Source organism: Halalkalibacterium halodurans (assembly GCF_004376175.1).
In the GTDB taxonomy this organism is placed as follows: Bacteria; Bacillota; Bacilli; order Bacillales; family Bacillaceae_D; genus Halalkalibacterium; species Halalkalibacterium halodurans.
Map to the genome: position 1 here is coordinate 35,673 of NZ_SNUY01000014.1, position 20,523 is coordinate 56,195.

Below are 20,523 nucleotides of genomic sequence, written 5' to 3' on the forward strand. Positions count from 1 at the left end.
AACAGTGGAAAGAAGGAGTGGTATATGAATGGATCAGAACCTTAGTTATGAACAAGTGCGATCTCTGCTACCTCAAAAACATCCCTTTATCTTCATAGATACAGTAGAGCAGATAGAGCCAGATAACAGAATTGTATGTGTTAAAAATCTGACAGGGAATGAGTGGTACGTTCCAGGCCATTTCCCTGACCAAACCGTTTTTCCGGGAGTGTTACTCGTTGAGGCGATGGCTCAATCAGGTATTTTATTATACAAGCTAAGTCAGGAGGATATCAGTAGTACTGAGAAACAACAGTTTCTTCTATCAGGAGTGAAAGTGCGCTTTTTAAATCCGGCTGTACCAGGTAATCAAATCAGAATTGAAACAGAGTATGTCAAAATGACGGCAAATGCTGGGATTGTAACGTCAACAGGCTGGGTTGGTGAATCAAAAATTGCTAAAGCAGATATTACGCTTGCAATATCTAATAAATGAGGATGGATGCAATGAATAATTCGTTTAACCGCTTAACGGATGTTATCTTATCAAAACGTAACGTGCACGACAGAGGAATCACATTTATTAAGGAGGAAAATATAGAGCATTTCGTATCCTATCATGACCTTCTGGACTCAGCTCTATCAATCACTGGGTACCTTCAGCAGGTTGGAATCAAACCAGGAGATGAGGTTGTTTTACAAACGGAAGATGTTGAGCAATTTGTATATGCTTACTGGGCGTGTATATTAGGGGGATTTGTACCTGTACCGTTAAGTATTGGTGTGAATAAAGATCAACGTTTAAAGTTGTTGAACGTATGGGAGTACCTCAACAACCCGTTCTTACTTACGAACGAAAAAAATACCCAGAGATTAGTGCGTTTTGCACAAAAATATTCCGTCACACAGCAATTTAAGCCGATATTAGAAACAAAAATAATCATTGAACAGGCGGTCGAACAGGGTTCACCTGGATCGGTTTACACCCCAGAAGTGGACGATGTGGCGATGATACAGTTTTCTTCAGGGTCAACAGGGAGACCTAAAGGGGTGGCACTAACTCATCTAAATGTAATGACAAATATTAAAGACATTATTAGTGTAGGTCGAAATAAATGGGCTGATGACAGATTTGTTAGTTGGTTACCAATGACACATGATTTTGGGCTTATTGCGCTACATTTGTTTCCGTTAACAGCGAACGCAAATCATATGATTATGCCAACACAGATGTTTATCATGTCGCCGTTACTATGGTTACGCAAAGCGAGTGAGTATAAGGCAACATGTCTAGCTTCTCCTAACTTCGGCTATCAGTACCTACTTAAATATCTTCAAGCATCGCGACTGAATCAATCGAAGTTAGATTTGTCGTCTGTAAGGTATATTTTCAATAGCGCAGAACAAATATCGCCTCAATTAGCTCGGTTATTTGTTGAAGCGTTGGAACCTTACAATTTAAAAAGAAATGTAATTGTTCCAGCCTACGGCCTAGCAGAAGCAAGCGTAGCAGTTACAGTCTGTGAATTGTTTCAACCAATGAAAACGTATGCCATCTCCCGTGATCAGTTAGATATTGGTTCAGAAATTCAAGAGGTACAGCAAGGTGGACTTGAATTAGTTGATTTAGGAAAATCCTTGCCGTCTGTTTCTATCAGGGTTTGTGATGATCAAGATAATGACCTTGGTGAAGATAGAATTGGACATATCCAAATGAGAGGGAAAAATGTAACCAAAGGCTATTATAATAGCCCGGAAAGAAATGAACAATTATTTACACATGACGGTTATCTTAGAACGGGTGACATCGGATTTATTAAAGAAGGGAGCCTTGTTATAACTGGAAGAAAAAAGGATTTGGTTATAATTAATGGTCAAAATCTATATCCTTATGATATTGAAAGAGTGGCAGAAGAAGTTGAAGGATTAGAATTAAATACGTTTGCTTGCACTAGTGTTTATAATGACCAACTTGGCGAAGAAGAAGTGATTGGATTTTTGTTACATAGAGGCGACCTAAAAGATATCGTTCAACTAGCCCAAAAAGTCCAAAAGCATATCAAAGAACAAATGGGAGTGTTGTTAAAACAGTTCATTCCTGTGAAAAACATCCCTAGAACAACAAGCGGAAAAATTCAACGTTATCAATTAGCGAAAGATTATGTACAAGGCGTTTATGATCAACAAATACAGGAATTTAACAAACTTTGTATGCACGAGTCTACAACGTTATAGTAGAACAGTTGTTATAAAGGAGCATACACCTTATAACAATTGATTAAGGAGGAAATGCGATGAATTATCTGAATATAAAGACTACCCTTCCGGGGCCTCGCTCCAAAGAAATTTTAAATGAAAAGAATTCAGTGGCAAGAGCATTCGGTACATTTGTACCAGCAATAATAGATTATGCTCGTGGTGCCCAAGTGTGGGACCTAGATGGAAATCAATTCATCGATCTTGCTGGAGGAGTAGGTTCGTTAAACGTGGGACATAGTCATCCAAAAGTGGTTGACGTTATACAAAAGCAAGCGGATAAATTTACACATACAGACTTCACAGTTATTCCTTATCAATCCTATTTTAAACTAGCAGAAAGACTCTGTTCCAAAATGCCTGGAGTTGAAGAAAAAAAAGCATGTTTCTTTAATTCTGGTACAGAGGCAGTTGAAAATGCGATAAAGATTGCACGGAAAGCAACAGGACGCAGGTCTGTCATTTGCTTTAAAGGAGCCTTTCATGGGAGAACGATGCTGTCATTATCGCTTACGAGCAAGATAAAGCCTTATAAAGAAGGAATGGGTCCATTCTTCAATGATATCTATCGTGTCCCTTATCCTTACGTGTACCGTTGGGAGGATAGGGTCTGCTCAGAAGAAGTATCAAATCGAGCAATAAAAATGTTAAAGGAATTGTTTGTTAAGCAGGTTGATCCAAATGATGTCGCAGCACTGATAATCGAGCCGATTCAAGGAGAAGCAGGCTTTATTAATCCACCTATGCCTTATCTCCATCAAGTTCAGGAAGTATGTAATGAGTATGGTATCGTTTTCATAGTCGATGAGGTTCAAACAGGATACGGGAGAACGGGATGCTTTTTAGCGTCTGAATACTATGGTATCGAACCAGACTTAATCACGTTAGGAAAATCTATCGCTGCTGGCCTTCCGCTTTCAGCCATTATCGGAAAAGAAAGAATCATGGACAGTGCAGGTGATGGAGCGGTTGGTGGTACATTTGTTGGAAATCCGATTGCCTGTACTGCAGCACTTGCAGTGCTAGACATATACGAAGAAGAAAACCTAGGTGAGCGGGCGAATAAAATAGGAGAAAAGATTGATCAATGGTTGCATCAATTGAAGAATAAATCACACCTTATTGGTGATATACGTGGAGTAGGAGCAATGAAAGCTTTTGAGCTTGTAAGAGACCACGAGACAAGAGAGCCAGCAGATGAAGAAACGTATGAAATTATTCAGCGCTGTTTGCATAAAGGGGTCATTCTATTTAAAGCAGGATTATATAACAATGTAATAAGGTTTTTAGTTCCGTTGGTGATTACTGACGATCAACTAGAAGAAGCGCTAGACGTGATAGAAGAGTGTGTAATCGAAGTCACGCATCAATATGAACGTCAGACGGTCGCTCATGGGTAATGTCAAAAGTTCTATGAAAACTCACTAGGCATTCAGTTCTTTTCTCTTTTGTGGGTGGAGGAGCCCCGCAATCGCTCTTGACAAACACGCCAATGGTTTTGACTAAGGCTAAACAAGGGCGAAGGGGACAAAAGAAGGCATACCAAATAGCCCTTGGTTATTTCCATTTTAAACCATTGGCAAGTTCGGTTTGTCAAGAGTTCGCTACGCCGATTGCTGATGTTAGGGCTCAGCTAAACAAAAGCTAGGCAGTCTGATCAATCAACCATTGTTGAGCTAAGTCAATCAGCTTGGTCCAGCGTGCTGGCATGTTTGGAAGTTGTTCTAACTCTGGAATGAGAACAGGAACTTTACCTTCCAAGGCTGAATGCGGTCTTAGAAAGTTGAAGTAAGCCACAAATAAGGTCACAAATGATACGGATCCTTGTTCTGACCCGAATCCGTGAGTGGATCGGTAGTTGCCTTTAAAGGTTCGATTCAGTCTCTCAATAATCTGTTTTAGCGGTCTATATTCCTTGGAGACTTCATCTTCATTGGTTAAGCCGATGACTTGTATTACGTCAAATGGAATCTCATGTTGGGAAAAGAAATGCTGTGCTAACAAGTAGATTGGGTTTCCATCGACAACGAATGTAAGGTTCTCAGGAATCTCTTTCAGCTTAAGTAATACTTCGTCAATCGCTCGAATGGCGGTCGCTGTGTCTCGATTTGGTGAGACAGGGTATGAGAGAATCACCTTTTTCACCGCATCAAAAAAGAAAAACAGATAGTGCCAACGACCATTCACACGGATATACGTTTCGTCACCACAGAATTGATCTGAAAGCTCATAAGGGTAGTGGTCGACGTAAGGCTTAAGCGTAAGTGCTACACTGTTTTCGTAGTTTAAAATGCTTTGGTGAGAAATGGATACACCATGAATATCTTTCATCAGTGCAGCTGTTTTACGAGCGGATAGCCCGTAATTCACGTGATACGTCAGAATGAGTCCAAGTGTATGTGGAGACACATAAAGCCTTGATAAATCGACTTTTGGCTTCTTGGGTGAATGTTTCGCTAACGGTTGATAGTCAATGTGAAACTGGCGGTAAATATACCGCATTTTAAAGGCTTGAGGGTCTTCTTTGAACCGTTTTTTCTCTTTTTGTGACATTCTACTCAATTTCTTTTGGTAGTAGGAACAGTCATTGTTTTTACACTTAAACACATTAAAGTCTTTTCTTTCCTTGATTTTTTCAAGAGTCTTGGCACAGTGAGGGCACTTAAGGATGGCCTCTTTGAGATAGCGGCTTTTTTGATTAAAAAGACAGGAACACACCTTACATTGAAACTGTCCTTTCCCTCCATTATTGGCATACAAATACTCGGATGGAGCACCACACTTTGGACATTTCATTGACGCAGGAACAGGTGTTGAATTAGAACGTCTCTGTACCGGTTTAAGAGGCTTTCCATTCGCCGCCAGATGCTCAGTTAATAACTGTTTAAAATCAAGTTTTTCTGGTACTTCAATGATCGGCAGATCGTCGACTTGAAGTTTCCGATAAGGTTTGTTCACTGGCGCTTCTATTGGCTTATCAAACATGCTTTTCCCAATCAGTAGGGTAAGCAACGTTCGAATCATTTGTTCTTGATAGTTTATTAACATAAGTAAATAGGTTATAATTTGAGGTAACAACTTGTCACATCCTTTTTTCTTAAGGGGATTGATGTCGTGTGGTTACCTCATCAATACCTTAGAATTCAGGGGGGTGGCAAGTTTTTTGCTTATAAAGCCCTCTAATATAGGATTTATTAACCTATTTCTATATAAAGTTTTGACAATACGCGCTCATGTAGGGGGGATAGGCAGATGATTCAAGCTCAAAACTTTGTTGGTGGTACTTGGAAGAGTGGAAGTGGTGAGAAAATACTAAACTATAATCCAGCTACAAGAGAGCCCGTTTCTGAAGCAAACTCCTCCTCTGAACAAGACGTTCAAGAGGCGGTTGTGAAAGCGGGAGCTGCATTTGAGCTATGGAGAAAGAAACCTGCACCTTTAAGAGGGGAATACCTTTATCAGATAGGAATGCTTTTAAAAGAAAGGAAGCAAAGAATTGCGCGACTAATATCACTTGAGGTAGGTAAAACGAAGGTTGAAGCAGAGGGGGAAGTACAGGAAGCAATAGATATGGCCTTCTATATGGCTGGAGAAGGACGGAGAATGTTTGGACATACGATTCCATCAGAGCTACCTGATAAATGGACAATGTCAGCACGAGAGCCTGTGGGAATCATCGGGGCAATAAGTGCATTTAATTTTCCTGTAGCGGTCCCTTCGTGGAAAATACTCCCATCCCTTATACTTGGAAATACAGTCGTATGGAAGCCGTCTCCTGAGACACCAGCAACTGCTACAGAATTTACCAGATGTTTTGAGGATGCAGGCCTACCTCCAGGAGTATTTAATCTAATACTAGGGGATGCTCAGCCAGGTCAATTTCTTGTTGAGGAGCCGAGAGTGGCACATATATCATTTACAGGCTCAACAGAAACGGGAAAAGTGGTTTACGAGAGTGCTGCAAAACAGCTCAAACGAGTCTCTCTAGAACTAGGGGGAAAGAATGCGATTATTGTGCTTAAGGATGCCAACCTGGAGCTTGCAGCCGAAGGAATTGTTTGGGCTGCGTTTGGTACAAGTGGTCAACGTTGTACAGCTGCAAGCAGAGTAATAATCGAAGAAGGCATATACGATCAATTATTACAAAGAATATTGCAGATCACCTCCCAGCTCAATATTGGTGATGTAAGAGATGAAAATGTTGATGTTGGACCACTGATTAATGAAAATAGTATCGAAAAGGTAGAGGCTTATATTAAACGAGCTGTCGAAGAAAACATCAAGGTTCATTGTGGTGGAAAAAGACTAGAAGGGCTTCCGGGTCATTTCTTCGCCCCAACAGTATTAGGTCCTGTTGACCCAACGAGCCCACTCGCCAAGGAAGAGATATTCGGTCCTGTACTATGCTTGATCAAAGCACAGGGGTTAGATGAGGCAATTAAAATCAATAACTCGGTAAGCTATGGGTTATCCACAGCCGTATTTACTAGGAACGTTAATCATGCTTTCACAGGGATAAAAGGGATTGATACAGGCATCGTATACGTTAATCACGGAACGACTGGTGCAGAAATTCAGTTACCATTTGGAGGAACAAAAGATACAGGTAATGGTATGCGTGAGGCGGGACAAGCCGCACTTGATGCATTTAGTGAATGGAAAACGATATATATTGACTACAGCGATAAACTGCAGCGAGCACAAATAGATACAGATCTACTTTAAGGCTATGATTTCTAAGAATCACTTGGAACGTAGCTTTCGAAGGGGAGAAAAAGACTTGATTATCTCCAATCAAATCATTTATCCATCTTGCAACAACGAATACGGTAAGCTTGAAAAAAGTGATCGTATGTCCACCAAAGTATTTAAGAATCGAAGAAATTATTAATGAAACTCAGCGTTACTATCAAAGTAAAAACAACCTCTTAAAGAGTCGGAAAGCGATGAAACAGTATCATCAGTTTTTTTAGAGGTACCAAAATGAGGTAGAGGTTATATGCACATAACCCCTGTCAAGTAGACAATGAAAAAAAGAGTATTTTAAGCTGCGGCCTTTTCTCGGTATTCAATCGGGGAAAGGCCTTTAAATTTGGCTCTACAATAAATGTTGGGGTTTTCGCTCAAAAGAGGAAAAAAATGCACACAGGCTCCTTTATCCATTATCCTTGAATTGCCTAGAAACAAAGAAAGGATAGGAGCTGCGTGTACGATGAATTTTACCATGGATTTGCCCGGATTAAAAGGTGTGAAGGTCACAAAGATGGAGGAACGAGAGGACTATATCGCACTCCATTTAGAAATGCCGCGAACGCCTCATTGTTGCCATCCTGTGGGAGAGAACCGAAAGAATTCATAATAATCGTATTCAAAAAGTTCAATCTCAAGCTCTTTGAACGGCGGATGTATCTCTATTCTTATCGAAAGCGCCGGTACGCGTGGTAGATGCGGAAAGCGGTTTATGTTGATATCGTATCTGGGAAACCGTTGTTTAGCTCTAAGGATAAGATGCTGGCTACGGTTGGCCAAGCTTTACCAAACCAATCGATGAAGAAGAAATTATTCAAAAAGAAGATCGTAGTCACGGAATGATTCGGGCTTAGGTGCGAAGTAAGCAGGCGGATTCTTATTTAGGTACGTATTTCCAGATGGCCCTGGACCGAACGGTCTAAGTACTGCATTTTAACTCGGATGCCTCCAAAGGCTGACCTTGAGAAAGAAGGATACGGAAAGTACAAAGAATTAATTAGAACACTTGGCGGTATGCCAAGTGTTCATGCGAAAAGTATCGATTTCTGGCACTTTGCCCTTTTACAGAAGTGATATAAGAAATAATTCAGACTATAACCGATACTAAATCCGATCATCGGGTAACACGTAACGATTATACGTTCCAATCGGTTCGGAAAGTTAAGAAAGCGCTAACGATCCAGTAGAAATAATCATCCTATGAGAGCCTTAAAAGGCTGTAACAATTGTTTCCAAGGAAATTCGCTGAACACTTTTTGGGAAGTGTGGATGGCTCTGACATACAGCTAATTTATATTGTGGATCAACTTCATATTGCCTAAAATAGGCAGGTATCTGCTCTTGAACTGAACTGAAATATACCTGACTATTTATGACTCTGCAGCTAAACGAATTGAGTGGAATAGAAAGCCCTTTTCCTACCATTTTAATATAGCTTTCTTTGAGTGACCATAAATCATAGAAATAGGATTGCTTAGCTTTGCCTGTTTTCTCTTCTAGATCCCGAATCTCTGATTCCGAAAAAAAGCGCTCTGCAATCTCAAATTCAATCGGCCGGACTTGTTCTATATCTATGCCAACTGGTTGATCATCAGTAGCACAGACTACCCAATTTCCGGAATGTGAAATGTTGAAATGGAACGATGGCAGCCCTTTGACGAAAGGCTTTCCGTATGTATTGGTTTCGAACTGAATTTGGTCATTAGATATTTGAAGTTCCGTACGGATGATCTTTCGTACCAGCAGATCCGCCACTAAGCTCCGCAACGCATCTTCACGAAAAACGAATCGTTGAATTGTTTTTTGTTTCTCTTCGGAGAGCTCGGATAGCAAACGATGATATTGTCCTTCTGTAACATTGTAGTCTAATTGAATTGCATAAATACGGGACATGGTTGCCTCCTAGTCTATTTGATCGAAAGACATTGTAAGGTGTCTGCACACATGAAGCGCCAAACACGCGTTGGGAGACGGCGCTTTAAGGCAAGTGTGGGTTTAGAATTAACAAGAAGCAAATATCATGATTACTTTATGCTATTTTATAATAATATGAGGGAATAGCAGTATCAAATATAGTCATTCCCATAGGATTAAACACAAGGATCACATCTACGACGAAAAACGTTTTAAGGGTTGATGGTGTATTTGTGCATTTTTTACTCACGGATTTAGGTACTTTATTAAAACACCCGATTGTTGAACAGGGGTTACCTCACCAATTGGTATCCTAATAAAAGGCTGAATATCGGAACAATCACAGGGGCATGATCATGTTGCGTTTGCTCGCTCCATGATTTCTTGGACAATTGAGCTTTTAGCATCTGCGTAGTGTTGCACTTGTCGCCATTCATGCTGAGCAAGTTTGCGTTTAACACGAGCGTAGTTGTCCCGGTCTGAATTGTTGGCCCGTAACCAATCTCGGAAGCGCAACATTCGATCAATCTCGGATGTTCCTTTGCTGAATACGTGTAGGTTGATGTCTGTATCAGGTCCTTTGAAAACACGGTGCTCAAACCAATCAGGTTCACGAATACGTAACGTATAGCCGACTTTCTCTAAGTCGGGAACATAGGTCGTTTCGTCAGCAGAATCAGTCACAACGAGTAGGATATCAATGATGGGCTTAGCACACAGTCCCGGCACTGAAGTTGATCCTACGTGTTCCACTTGTAATGCCTTGTTGCCAAGTACTGAACGTATTCGTTTAGCTTCTCGGTCGAATAGTTTAGGCCAACGTGGATCATATTCCAAGAGAGTAATGGAGGCATTATGAGGCTTAAGCTCTCCAACCGTAACCTCTTGGAGTTCTTCATCAGTTCTAGGCGTTGAATTTGAACTATCCTTCATTGGTGGCATTTAAACGACCTCCTTCATGATTATGTTTTAGAAAGACTTTTGAAGTAACCCCTCCTTTTCTCCATTATATTTAGAAAGTAGTTCACGTAATGACTTTTTTATGAGAGTCACAAGTTGTACAGGCTGTTTGACAGTTGCGTCATGGCCGAACCCGATAAAATAGTAGGAGAAATAGGGAACCTCGCTTTCAGGGAAGGGACCTTCAAGCCAACCTGACCCATCTTGACGAATGTGTAGGTGAGGTTTCAGCCATTGTTCGGCAACACAACGTTGAACGCCGTCTTGTGACAGTTCCACATAAAAATCGAGAACGTTTCTTTCTTGTTTCATATAGGACTGCCAATTCCCTAGATGAACATGCCGAAAGTTTAAAGGGTTGTTTGTTGTTTGCTCGGTTACATATGTGATCCGATCACAGCGAAAAAGACGCATGTCCTCTCGTAAAAAACAATAAGAAGGACAATACCAGAAACCATCTCGTGCATAGACCCCAATCGGTTGGATTTCTCGTTTTGTCTTCTCCTGGCTCGTTTCATATTCGATGGATACTACGTTCTGTTTAATCGCTGCATCAAGCAAGGTTGGCAAATACGGTGTAGCCAATGGTCTCATCGGGGTTTCAAAATCAAACCGATTTTTCAATTGATCGATCCGCTCTTTAACGTCTTCTGGCATGTACGAATAGAACTTATGATTAACAGAGGAAGATTCCGCTTGGAATGGAAGGGCTGAAAAGTGGCGTAGGGCATGGACGGTAAAGAAGATGGCGACCGCTTCTTCCTCTGTAAATGCAATAGGTGGCAGTACTCGCTCATTGAGTACTTCATAACCGCCATGAGGGCCTACCTCTGAATAGAAAGGCACTCCAAGCTCACTTAATTCCTGTAAATCTCTTAAAATCGTTCGTGATGAAACACTAAATTCCTCGGCAAGTTCCTTCACTGTAAATCTCCGCTTTCGGTTGATAACCATCATTAGCTCCATGAGGCGTTTCGCTTTTGACATGATGTTCCCACCTTTTCTCCGTAACTATGACAAGTTTTGTCACTATTATATGCTAGACTTTACCTTGTGAACAGAAAAATGTCAGCTTGGTCGCTAAAGGAGGGCGGCTTTATAGAGGCTAAGCACATGTTTCAAAATAAAAGGAGGTCTCAGTATGTATACGAAGGTGACACAATTTTTGCAAGAGTGGAAGGAAGAAGCATCGATAACGGAGAAAGTAATCGCAGCGTTAACAGATGAATCGTTAGATAAACGCTTTTCTGAAAACGGCCGGACGCTTAGAAGGTTGGCTTGGCATATATCACAAACGATACCCGAGTATTTAACGGAGTTTGGTTTTGAACTGGAAGAGGTGGAAATGCCAGCGAATATTCCAACAAAAGCGAAGGAAATAGCCGATTATTTTCGTATGGCTAGCAAGGCTGTCTCCCGCTCAGCAGAGCAGCGATGGACGGATGAATCGTTATCCTACGTCCAAGATGCCTGGGGGGGAACCGTTATCGAAAGCAGAGCTCCTCTCGCTTTTCATTAAGCATATGATTCATCATCGCGGACAGATGACCGTTCTTATGCGGCAAGCGGGGGTAAAGGTTCCTGGCTGTTACGGGCCTTCATTTGAAGAAGGACAAGAGATGGGTTTTATTCCGGAAGTGTAAGACGAAAGGAGACGAACGATGCAGTTAACTCGAGAGCAATTTGATCGCGTGAAAGCGTATGTTATGCGAGAGGCTAGACCGCTCGACAGGCAGTTGTTTCGCTATTATTTTGAAGGTGGGGACAGCGATAAAGTGGCGCGCGAGCTCGCAGCTTTCCAAAATGAAGATGGAGGGTTTGGCCACAGTTTAGAGCCTGATTTTCGCTTAATTGCCTCGTCCTCATTAGCTACGACGGTCGGGATGCAGTATGCTCGTGCGATCGGTTTACCTAGTGAACATCCGATTGTGAAAGGAGCAATTGGTTATTTTCTCAATAAATACGATGAAAAGAAAAAGAAGTGGCAAATGGTCCCGAAAGAGGTAAACAACGTCCCCCATGCTCCGTGGTGGCATTTTGATGAAAGAAACGATTTCCCGGGTGAACACGATTCATGGGCGAACCCAGGGGCAGAAATTGTTGCCTACCTTTACGAACATCGCAGCCTCGTTCCAGCCACTTTTTTAGCGGAAGTAACTGAAAACGCCATGCACGCCGCCAGAACTGCGCCACTTGAGATGGAGATCCATGATTTTTATTGCTTTGCTCGTTTATTAGACGTCATTCCTGATCCATATAAGACGGAGTTATTCGACAAGCTTAGTTCATCGGTTCGCGTCATAACCGCGCTCGTTCCTTCAGAGTGGGACGATTATGGAGCAAAGCCTTTGCACATCGCACCATCTCCTCATTCTCCCTTTGCGCCGTTACTAGAAAAACAAATTGCTGAGAATCTTGATTATGAAATCAAACAGCTAGGAGAGGAGGGATATTGGCAACCTAATTGGTCTTGGTTCGGTCACTATGAAGACGTTTGGAAACAGGCTGAGATAGAATGGAGAGGCTATTTAACGGTGCACATGCTTAAAGTGTTGCAAAACTATGAAAGAATCGAAACTTCGCAAGATTAGATTACTGTAATGATGTTATGTAAACAAAAGTGAGGAATTCTCTCTTCTTGAGCGAGAGTTTCTCACTCTTTTATGATCCTTCACCTTCAAAAAAATGGAAAAGATAGGAGTGATCCGAGTGTTACACTTATTTTTGTACAACTGGGACGTCCGGAGCAAGTGGTTTGACTGGTGTGAAAACTTATCGTTTGAACAGTTAACGGCCGAGCGAATAGGAGGAGTAGGCTCAATCTTACAAACGCTCTTTCATATCGTCGATGTGGAGCACAGCTGGATTCGAGCGATGAAAGGAGAAAAGGATCTGATTTTAGATTACGAATCAATGAAGTCTCTTACATACATTCGCCAACATTCTGAAGCGTGTCAGCCGGAAATCTATGAATTTTTACAAACATGGACAGATGAGCAGGAGGAGGATCTAGTTGACCCCCGTTGGCTTGAAGGTACTTATCGAAAAGGCGAGATTCTACGTCATGTGATTGCCCACGAAATTCATCATATGGGGCAGCTGTCTGTCTGGGCAAGAGAGCTAGGGCGGGAACCAGTCTCTGCTAATTACATTAATCGGTAAGGAAGGGGGCTTGCGGAACAATCTGTGTTTTTTTCGAATAACCGAAACGAAACATTAGCGGGAGCCGTATATGAAGGGGAGACCGATCAAGGAGTTCTATTTGGTCATGGATTTGTCTCAAGCGAAAAAAGGAGCCGATAAGATGGGATACATGGAAGATTTACGTAAACGAGTCGGAACAAGGCCGCTTATATTACCAGCATCTGTGGTCATCATTTTAAATGAACAGGATGAAATTTTACTGCAAAAGCGGCTCAATGGACGATGGGGGTTGCCCGGCGGTTTAATGGAGCTCGGTGAAAGCTTTGAAGAAACAGCGAAGCGTGAAATACTTGAGGAAACAGGTTTGACAATCAGAAACATCACCTTCCTCGATGTATTTTCCGGTAAAGATTTATACGTTAAAGTCGATAATGGTGATGAATTTTACGCGGTCACGGCTCTGTTTATGACCCGTGATGTAGCGGGGAGTATTCAAATGGACCCGCGAGAATCGTTGGACCTACAATACATAGCACTTGATCAATTCCCGCCAAATGTCACGAGAACAAGCAGGATTTTCCTCGATCGGTTTATGGAGTTAAAATAACAGGAGCTTTTCCCTGAACCGTTTGTGCGATTTCCTTTATCCTACCTCTACCATTTGATCTCATAATATGATAGGATCATATTGTTGGAAGTTCATTCCTTTCATGAAAATTTGAGGAGGACTTAAAATGGAGAAAGCTCCGCGGAAAAAGCGTCATCATGTGACGCTTCGATTAAATGTGTTATTTTTTGCAATTTTTATCTTATTTTCCTTACTCATTTTGCGCTTAGGTATGGTGCAAATTGTTGAAGGAGACGTCCACAATGCAAACTTGCAACGAACGTCGAATAATGTGGCGCGCATTGACGCCCCGCGCGGTATAATGTTTGATCGGTACGGTCATGTCGTTGTGGATAACCGCTTAGAACTGTCACTAACCTACACGTCTCAAGGGAACACTCGTGATATGGAAGAAATGCTGGATGTGGCTAAAAAGCTAGAAAAAATTATAACGGTTGAAACGGATAAAATTACCGAAAGGGACCGTAAAGATTACTGGCTGCTGACAGCGAGCGAAGAAGATCGCTACGAGCTCGTTACACTTGAAGAGCGAAAGGATCTGCCACAAAAAGAGGAATACGACCTTGAAATCGAGCGGGTTTCCGATGTGCATTTGCAAACATTAACGGAAGAAGATGAACGAATTTTAGCGATTTTCCGTGAGATGAATCAAGGATATGCGATGACTCCGCAACGGATTAAGCGAAACGTCACCGAAGAAGAAGCCCATATGATCGGGGAAATGCTTGATGAATTACCGGGCGTCGACTTGTTGCGTGACGCCTCTAGAGAATATCCTTACGGTGACTCACTCATGGGGGTATTCGGGAAGACCGGGCAAATTCCGCGAGAAAAGTTAAACTATTATTTATCGGTCGGTTATGACCGTTCAGACATCGTCGGAACAAGCTATTTAGAAGAGCAATACGAGGATGTCCTTCGCGGGCAAAAAGCGGAAGTCGAGAGCGTTACAACGATGACGGGTGGACAGGAAGTTGACCGCTTAGTGAATGAACGATTAGGCTCCCGGGGCTATGACTTAGTGCTCTCAATCGATATGGAGATGCAGCAACACTTAGAAGAGATCGTGGAAAAGAAGATTTCAAATAGCCGTCATGGTTTTGTCGATGTCGGCTCAGCCTATGTCGTCATGCTCAATCCGAAAACGGGTGACGTCATCGCCATGACCGGCTATCGTACTGACCGTGGACCGGATCAACTCGGAGTTGTGAACGCGGCCTTTGAAATGGGCTCTTCGATTAAAGGAGCGTCTGTATTAACAGGTTATCATACGGGGGTCGTTTCCCCGGGAGAATCGTTGTACGATACGCCGATTCAATTACCAGGTGCTCCTCCAATGGGCTCCTATACAAATATGGGTTGGGTGAACGGACAAACGGCGTTAGAGCGCTCTTCCAACGTTTACATGTTTCGTATCGCCATGGCGCTCGCTGGCTACAATTTAAGTTCTAACTGCTGCTGGAACTTAGAAAAAGGGTATGGCGAAGCACGCTATTACTTCGGGCAGTTCGGTTTAGGCGTTGAGACCGGGATTGATCTCCCTTCCGAATACATCGGGGTTAATGGGGGTATTCAACAAGGGGGGAACTTGCTCCACTTGTTTATCGGGCAGCTCGATACGTACACGACACTACAGCTAGGACAGTACATTGCAACGATTGCCAACGACGGCTACCGGATGCAAACACGGCTCGTCACGGAAATTCGTGAGCCGAGCACGGAAATAGGCAGCCCTGGGGCGCTCGTGCAACAGTTTGAACCGCGGGTGTTAAACCGGATCGATATGAGCGAAGCCCACATTCGTGACGTCCAGCAAGGGTTGCGACGGGTCGCAGTTGGAGGTCGAGGAACGGCGAGAGACAAATTTTCTGGAAAGAGCTATCAGCCAGCGTTGAAAACAGGAACGGCACAGGTGTCGGTTGTCGTCGGTGAAGGGGACAATCGTAGAGTCGTAAAGGGGAACAATCAAGCATTGGTTGGCTATGCTCCATACGACGATCCGGAAGTGGCGTTTGCCATCATCGTACCAAATGCGAGGGTCGATTCAGCACCAGGTGCAGTAAGGGGTATGGCGCAGGATATTGGTAGTGAGATGCTCGATCAATATTTTAAGCTCAAAGAAGAAAGACGCGGGCCAAAGCTTGCAGATGAACCGTTAGTCAATGATGAAGATGATGAGGAAAATGAAGAAAACTAGTGATAGAGTTTAACCGATTTTGCCAGGCTGTTAGGGGCTTCCTAGCAGCCTTTTTTATCGTTTGTTTTTCTACTAGTGATTCGTTTGTTAACGAATGTCCTAAACCCCGAAAGGCTCTCCCAGTAAAAAAGACGGAGAGTTATCCGTAAATGTTTCCATTTAACCTCATGTTTACGTTTTTTTAACATCATTTTTTAACCTGTTTCATAGGATTTTTACAGTCTCGTTGCGAAATAGAGACATAAGCATTTTTGAGCCGGGAAAGGGGGGGAGCAGACGAACGGCTATCAATCTTTTGGGGGAGAGGTACAATTGAAAAAAGTAGTTGGGTTGATGATGATGATGTTTCTTTTGATAATTCCAGTTGACGCATTTGCAGGGAAATTCGATCCACCAGGGAACCCTGGTCATTGGTATGCAGGCGACGACCCGGGGAATATAGACCCTAATAAAGCCCCGATTGTGTTCGTCCATGGTCTCAATAGTTCATCACATACGTGGTGGGATGGAAACGACATGTACGATACCGCACGAGCCAACGGCTACCAAACGGCCTTCGTGGATTTATACCCTGTGAAGGATATGTGGGACAACGGCTCGATGTTAGCCACCATGTTAGAGGAGATTTATCATCACTTCGGTAGAAAGCCTCTCGTATTAGTCACCCATAGCAAAGGGGGGGTTGATTCACAAACAGCTCTAGTTCATTATGGCGCCCATCCTTATGTTTCCAATGTGATCACCTTGTCGACACCCCATCATGGCTCCCAACTCGCTGATCTAGCTTATAGCAGTTGGGCTGGTTGGCTAGCAGAAATTATCGGTGGGAGGAATGATGGGACGTATTCATTGCAAACAGGTCATATGGCGTACTATCGTAGCTTAACAGACTCCCACGCGCATCATCGCACGAATCCAATTTATACATTAGCCGGTACGAGCTGGGGGAGCTTTGGAGGCTCTCTTTACTGGGGTGGTCTTTATTTAAGTCAGTATGGCCAAAATGATGGAGCTGTCACAGTCTCATCCTCTCGGTTACCTTATGCAAGGGAACTTGCCGTCAGTAACTGGGATCATTACAACATCAATAATGGTCGCACGACTTTTCAACATTTTCGTTCTTATTTGACCCCTAATCGTCATACAGTTTCCACAATGAACGCACAAGCGGAGGTTGATCAACCATTGGCCAGTGCAACAATTTTTCGCGGTGGGGAAGAGCAAGGAGAAGTAAAGGAAGTCGTGACGGTTGAGGATGGTGTCCAAACAATTACATTTGATTATTTATCCGATGCACCGTTGCAAGATGTGACCGTAACGGCTCCTAACGGCGACAAGTATCCTCTCAATCAAGTAGTCGAAGTAGAGGGTGAGTTCGCTGGTGCTTGGCAGCATATAGCAACTGTTACGAACCCACAAGTAGGGGAATGGACGGTGACAGCCAAACATGTGAAAACACATCCGTATCTTCTAACGGTTCAGCTAGAGGGAGGCGTAACCGATCAGCTTGAGATCGAAATCCCTACGGTGACGAATGAAAAAATTAAAACGAAGGGCGCAAAAATAAATAAGCAAAAGTTGAAATACGATGTTCAAGTTGAGTATACGAACCCAGCGAATAAAACCGTTACCCAGAAAGTAAAAGCAAGAGTCACGAAGGACGGCGAACTGTATCTTCCGTTAAACAAAGAAGGCTCTTACACGATCACACTCGATGTTTCTGGGGAGACGACGAACAAGGCGCCTTTTGAGCGAACCATTGTCAAAAATGTTTATGTCGATAAAAACGGAAAATTGTTTCAATAGTCTGTATGAAAAACGTTGGACTTTTCGTCCAGCGTTTTTTACACTTTTAGAAGGTAAAGATTTGAATAGGGAGTTCAAGAGAAATGAGTAAACCAGTTATGCATGTAAGTTTAGTGATCGGTCCAAATTGTGAAATGGAATCCTACGCGTTGCGCTCAACATTAGAATATTTTGGCGCGAGGGTGAACGTCCATTGGGTTGGACGGCCAAACGATTTTGTTGATGTATTATCAGGCGTTGATCGGGAGCAGCAAGTAGACTATTTACTGTTAAATTTTCATGGTGATGAGGGAAGGTTTTGTCTTCCGGTGCTTAGTGAGGACATCTATGAGCCCGGTGAGCCGAAAGGGGAATTTTTCAGTGCCGATGATGTGATTCGGTCTGCAAGTGTAAAAGGTGTCAAGGTGTTGGCCACTGGTTGCACCCTAGGAGTAGAACGGTTAGCCGAGTCGTTTCTTCAGTGTGGTTGCCCGTCGTTTATAGGTCCTATTGATTATATTGATGGCAATGCCAATCTAATGTTTGTGACACGGTTCATGTACGAGCTGATCACGAACGGGAAAAGGGAGCAAGAAGCGTTTACGATCGCGGCTGCGATGGATCAAGAGACCTCCTTATATAGGCGCTACACGGCTGTGGGATAAGGCCCCTTTTCGAGCGTCTGTATACTGGTGTTTCACCAAAGGCTAATAAACGTAAAGAGACGCGGTAGGATGGGAGAGACTAAAGAAGAGGTGGTAGAATTGCAACCGAGACTGGTGATTGCAGGGACTCATAGTGGAGTCGGGAAAACAACTGTTACGTTAGGATTAATGGCGGCATTTGTTGAAAAAGGAAACATCGTCCAAGGGTTTAAATGTGGCCCTGATTATATCGATCCGAGCTACCATCGTGCGGTGACAAAGCGTGCATCGCGAAATTTAGATAGCTGGATGGTGAGCGAGGACGTCGTGAATGATATTTTTATTGAAGGCTGTAATGGAGCGGATTTGTCGATTATTGAAGGAGTCATGGGGTTCTATGATGGCAAAGCCTCCACAAGTGATAAAGGAAGTACAGCGGATATTTCCCTTCTTTTGCAGGCGCCGGTTCTGCTCGTTGTCGACATTAGTGGGATGGCTCGGAGTGCAGCTGCGGTCGTCAAAGGCTTCCAACAATTAAATGAGAAGGTGAAGATCGCTGGCGTCATTCTCAACGGGGCAGGAAGTGAGAGACATGCGGAAATGTGCAGTGAAGCGATTAAGGAAGCGTGTGGAATTCCCGCTTTAGGCTACTTGAAAAAAGGGGACGTTCCATCGATCCCAGAACGGCATTTAGGGCTCGTTCCTGCCCTTGAGCGTGGAGAGCATGATTCGCTTTTTTCACAGTTAGCGGCAGTTGTTTCAAGGCAATTTGATCTTGAACGAATCGAGCGGCTGGCTTTGGAAACATCTGCCCTTTCAAGGCGAACGAACCTGTTTCAACAAACGAAACGCCCATCAGTTGTGAAAATTGCGGTCGCTTATGATGCGGCTTTTCATTTTTACTATGAGGAAAATTTCACATTGCTCAGGCAAGCTGGTGCTGAGCTTGTTTATTTTAGCCCCCTTCGCGGTGAAGATTTGCCGAGTCATTGTGATGGTTTGTATTTAGGCGGCGGCTTTCCAGAAGAGTTTGCAGATGAGCTCTCTCAATGGATAAAAGACCATCCCCAGCTTAAAAAGCGAGTCCAAAGCGGACTGCCTACATTAGCCGAATGTGGTGGCTATATGTTTTTAGGCGAACAGCTGACCACGACTAAAGGAAAAACAGTTGAGATGGCTGGTGTCATTCCAATGGTCGTTCAAATGGAGAACAAGCTCGTTTCCCTCGGCTATCGAGATGTAACCCCATTAGACGATTCGTTTTTACTTTCGAAAGGACAACAAATTCGTGGACATGAGTTCCATTATTCAAAAGCAGTTTACACGGAAACAGAAAGGCCGGCTTATTTTGTGAAAGGATTGTTTGGGGAAGGGAAGGAAGGCTACATGTCTGATCATTTACTTGCTGGCTACACCCATCTACATTTTGCTTCCGAACCAGCTGTTGCTACGCAATGGGTAAAAGCCTGTGAGGTGTACAAAAATCGGCGTTTACATAGGGGCCAAGTAAGTCAATAACGAACTTTACGAGATCAACCGTCCTTTTTTCAGTAAGTTTCTTCCGTCCAATGTGGATAGATGCCCAAACATTCAGGGCATCAACCTAATAGGATACTAAGGAACATAGGAAAAAGGAGCGAAAAGAATGAGCGAGAATGAACGACATCAAGAAGAAAACGAGCAGGAAGGAGAAACCTTTCAAGAGCAAGCAACATCGGTTGATCCGTGGAACGAGATCATGTTTGGCGGTACGATGGAAGAACCGGCACCACAGACAGAGGAGACTCCAGTCCAAGAACGTTCGAGTGAAGCTGAAGATGAGTGGTATGGGTTTATGTTCGGAAGACGGTCAGAAAATATAGAGCAGGAAGCTCCCATCCCCGATCCGTGGCTCGGCTTTTTGTTTGGCATGCCGGCTGTTGTAGAAGAGGAACAGGAGGAATAGCTGACGAGAAATCCTTCAGATAACTGGAGGATTTTTTCGCATGACGCTAGGACATGAAATTCAGCCTTGACATGGGGAAGTTTCCAAACTATGCTATAAATGTGTGTTGCCTACAGGATGTAGGCCCTAGCATTGCGTTTTGATCAGCTTACCATTTTGAGAAGCCAATTTTCAAAACGTAACAATGATAAGGAAAGGATCGGTACTTTGCCAATGAAGCAGTAATCCTACACTTCAGACAATCGTCATAAAAGAACAGATGATTTTGTCTAGATAGGATTAGTCTGCCATTTTTAGGGTACTGGTTCATCCTTTTACGGTT

Annotated in this window: 18 protein-coding genes and 2 pseudogenes; 16 read left to right on the top strand and 4 right to left on the bottom strand. The window is 43.1% G+C overall.

Annotated features, from left to right (window positions below; genetic code table 11):
* The first annotated feature begins 28 nt into the window (after window positions 1-28).
* From E2L07_RS06705 to gabT, 3 genes are read left to right on the top strand one after another with little or no spacing between them, the layout of a single operon-like run.
* A complete protein-coding gene (locus E2L07_RS06705; protein WP_134229200.1) occupies window positions 29-475 on the top strand; it encodes a 3-hydroxyacyl-ACP dehydratase FabZ family protein in 447 nt (148 codons plus the stop codon).
* 11 nt (window positions 476-486) lie between these two features.
* Window positions 487-2,214 carry an AMP-binding protein gene (locus E2L07_RS06710; protein WP_166740038.1) on the top strand — a complete coding sequence of 576 codons (1,728 nt, stop codon included), beginning with the start codon at window positions 487-489 and terminating at the stop codon, window positions 2,212-2,214.
* Window positions 2,215-2,273: 59 nt separating this feature from the next.
* Window positions 2,274-3,635, top strand: coding sequence for a 4-aminobutyrate--2-oxoglutarate transaminase (gabT, locus tag E2L07_RS06715; protein ID WP_134229202.1), 1,362 nt, complete (start codon window positions 2,274-2,276; stop codon window positions 3,633-3,635).
* A gap of 244 nt (window positions 3,636-3,879) precedes the next feature.
* Here the strand turns inward: gabT and E2L07_RS06720 are convergent, their stop codons facing one another.
* Entirely contained in the window at window positions 3,880-5,313 is a 1,434-nt protein-coding gene (locus E2L07_RS06720; RefSeq protein ID WP_134228568.1) for a DDE-type integrase/transposase/recombinase, read from the bottom strand.
* Window positions 5,314-5,490: 177 nt separating this feature from the next.
* Between E2L07_RS06720 and E2L07_RS06725 the strand changes: the two genes are divergently transcribed.
* The 3 genes and pseudogenes from E2L07_RS06725 to E2L07_RS06735 all read left to right on the top strand — a co-directional run.
* Window positions 5,491-6,960: an aldehyde dehydrogenase family protein gene (locus E2L07_RS06725; protein ID WP_134229212.1), complete on the top strand. Its 1,470-nt coding sequence runs from the start codon at window positions 5,491-5,493 to the stop codon at window positions 6,958-6,960.
* Window positions 6,961-7,447: 487 nt separating this feature from the next.
* Window positions 7,448-7,696, top strand: a pseudogene (locus E2L07_RS06730) (ISL3 family transposase); the annotation flags it as partial.
* Window positions 7,687-7,980 (top strand): annotated as a pseudogene (locus E2L07_RS06735) (peptide-methionine (R)-S-oxide reductase); the annotation flags it as partial. The pseudogenes E2L07_RS06730 and E2L07_RS06735, both read left to right, overlap by 10 nt.
* A 213-nt stretch (window positions 7,981-8,193) precedes the next feature.
* On the opposite strand, the gene E2L07_RS06740 reads toward E2L07_RS06735, so the two are convergent.
* The 3 genes from E2L07_RS06740 to E2L07_RS06750 all read right to left on the bottom strand — a co-directional run bounded on the left by E2L07_RS06740 (window position 8,194) and on the right by E2L07_RS06750 (window position 10,845).
* Window positions 8,194-8,877 carry a 4'-phosphopantetheinyl transferase family protein gene (locus tag E2L07_RS06740; protein WP_134229203.1) on the bottom strand — a complete coding sequence of 228 codons (684 nt, stop codon included), beginning with the start codon at window positions 8,875-8,877 and terminating at the stop codon, window positions 8,194-8,196.
* A gap of 375 nt (window positions 8,878-9,252) precedes the next feature.
* Window positions 9,253-9,840 carry a GrpB family protein gene (locus E2L07_RS06745; protein WP_083445536.1) on the bottom strand — a complete coding sequence of 196 codons (588 nt, stop codon included), beginning with the start codon at window positions 9,838-9,840 and terminating at the stop codon, window positions 9,253-9,255.
* A 27-nt stretch (window positions 9,841-9,867) separates the two neighbouring features.
* Window positions 9,868-10,845, bottom strand: a complete 978-nt coding sequence (locus E2L07_RS06750; protein ID WP_134229204.1) for a helix-turn-helix transcriptional regulator — start codon at window positions 10,843-10,845, stop codon at window positions 9,868-9,870.
* A gap of 154 nt (window positions 10,846-10,999) precedes the next feature.
* Between E2L07_RS06750 and E2L07_RS06755 the strand changes: the two genes are divergently transcribed.
* The 10 genes from E2L07_RS06755 (at window position 11,000) to E2L07_RS06795 (ending at window position 20,201) form a co-directional block, all read left to right on the top strand.
* Window positions 11,000-11,377 carry a DinB family protein gene (locus E2L07_RS06755; RefSeq protein WP_243854924.1) on the top strand — a complete coding sequence of 126 codons (378 nt, stop codon included), beginning with the start codon at window positions 11,000-11,002 and terminating at the stop codon, window positions 11,375-11,377.
* On the top strand, window positions 11,325-11,501 hold the full coding sequence (locus tag E2L07_RS21485; RefSeq protein ID WP_276399883.1) for a DinB family protein: 177 nt from the start codon (window positions 11,325-11,327) through the stop codon (window positions 11,499-11,501). Before E2L07_RS06755 ends, E2L07_RS21485 begins: the two co-directional genes overlap by 53 nt.
* Window positions 11,502-11,519: 18 nt before the next feature.
* Window positions 11,520-12,449 carry a hypothetical protein gene (locus E2L07_RS06760; protein ID WP_134229205.1) on the top strand — a complete coding sequence of 310 codons (930 nt, stop codon included), beginning with the start codon at window positions 11,520-11,522 and terminating at the stop codon, window positions 12,447-12,449.
* A 118-nt stretch (window positions 12,450-12,567) separates the two neighbouring features.
* Window positions 12,568-13,020, top strand: a complete 453-nt coding sequence (locus E2L07_RS06765; protein ID WP_083445535.1) for a DinB family protein — start codon at window positions 12,568-12,570, stop codon at window positions 13,018-13,020.
* A 106-nt stretch (window positions 13,021-13,126) separates the two neighbouring features.
* Complete coding sequence (locus E2L07_RS06770) at window positions 13,127-13,609, top strand: NUDIX hydrolase (protein WP_276399881.1); 483 nt, start codon at window positions 13,127-13,129, stop codon at window positions 13,607-13,609.
* Between the two features lie 127 nt (window positions 13,610-13,736).
* Window positions 13,737-15,827 carry a peptidoglycan D,D-transpeptidase FtsI family protein gene (locus tag E2L07_RS06775; RefSeq protein WP_134229207.1) on the top strand — a complete coding sequence of 697 codons (2,091 nt, stop codon included), beginning with the start codon at window positions 13,737-13,739 and terminating at the stop codon, window positions 15,825-15,827.
* A 312-nt stretch (window positions 15,828-16,139) separates the two neighbouring features.
* Window positions 16,140-17,633, top strand: a complete 1,494-nt coding sequence (locus E2L07_RS06780) for an esterase/lipase family protein (RefSeq protein ID WP_243854925.1) — start codon at window positions 16,140-16,142, stop codon at window positions 17,631-17,633.
* 83 nt (window positions 17,634-17,716) lie between these two features.
* The gene (locus E2L07_RS06785) at window positions 17,717-18,277 is read left to right on the top strand and encodes a hypothetical protein (protein WP_010898057.1); all 561 of its coding nucleotides are present in this window, start codon (window positions 17,717-17,719) and stop codon (window positions 18,275-18,277) included.
* A gap of 69 nt (window positions 18,278-18,346) precedes the next feature.
* Window positions 18,347-19,774 (top strand): cobyrinic acid a,c-diamide synthase CobB, encoded by a 1,428-nt coding sequence (locus E2L07_RS06790; protein WP_053431226.1) that lies wholly within the window; start codon window positions 18,347-18,349, stop codon window positions 19,772-19,774.
* A gap of 127 nt (window positions 19,775-19,901) precedes the next feature.
* Window positions 19,902-20,201, top strand: a complete 300-nt coding sequence (locus E2L07_RS06795) for a hypothetical protein (protein ID WP_053431225.1) — start codon at window positions 19,902-19,904, stop codon at window positions 20,199-20,201.
* Window positions 20,202-20,523: the final 322 nt, after the last annotated feature.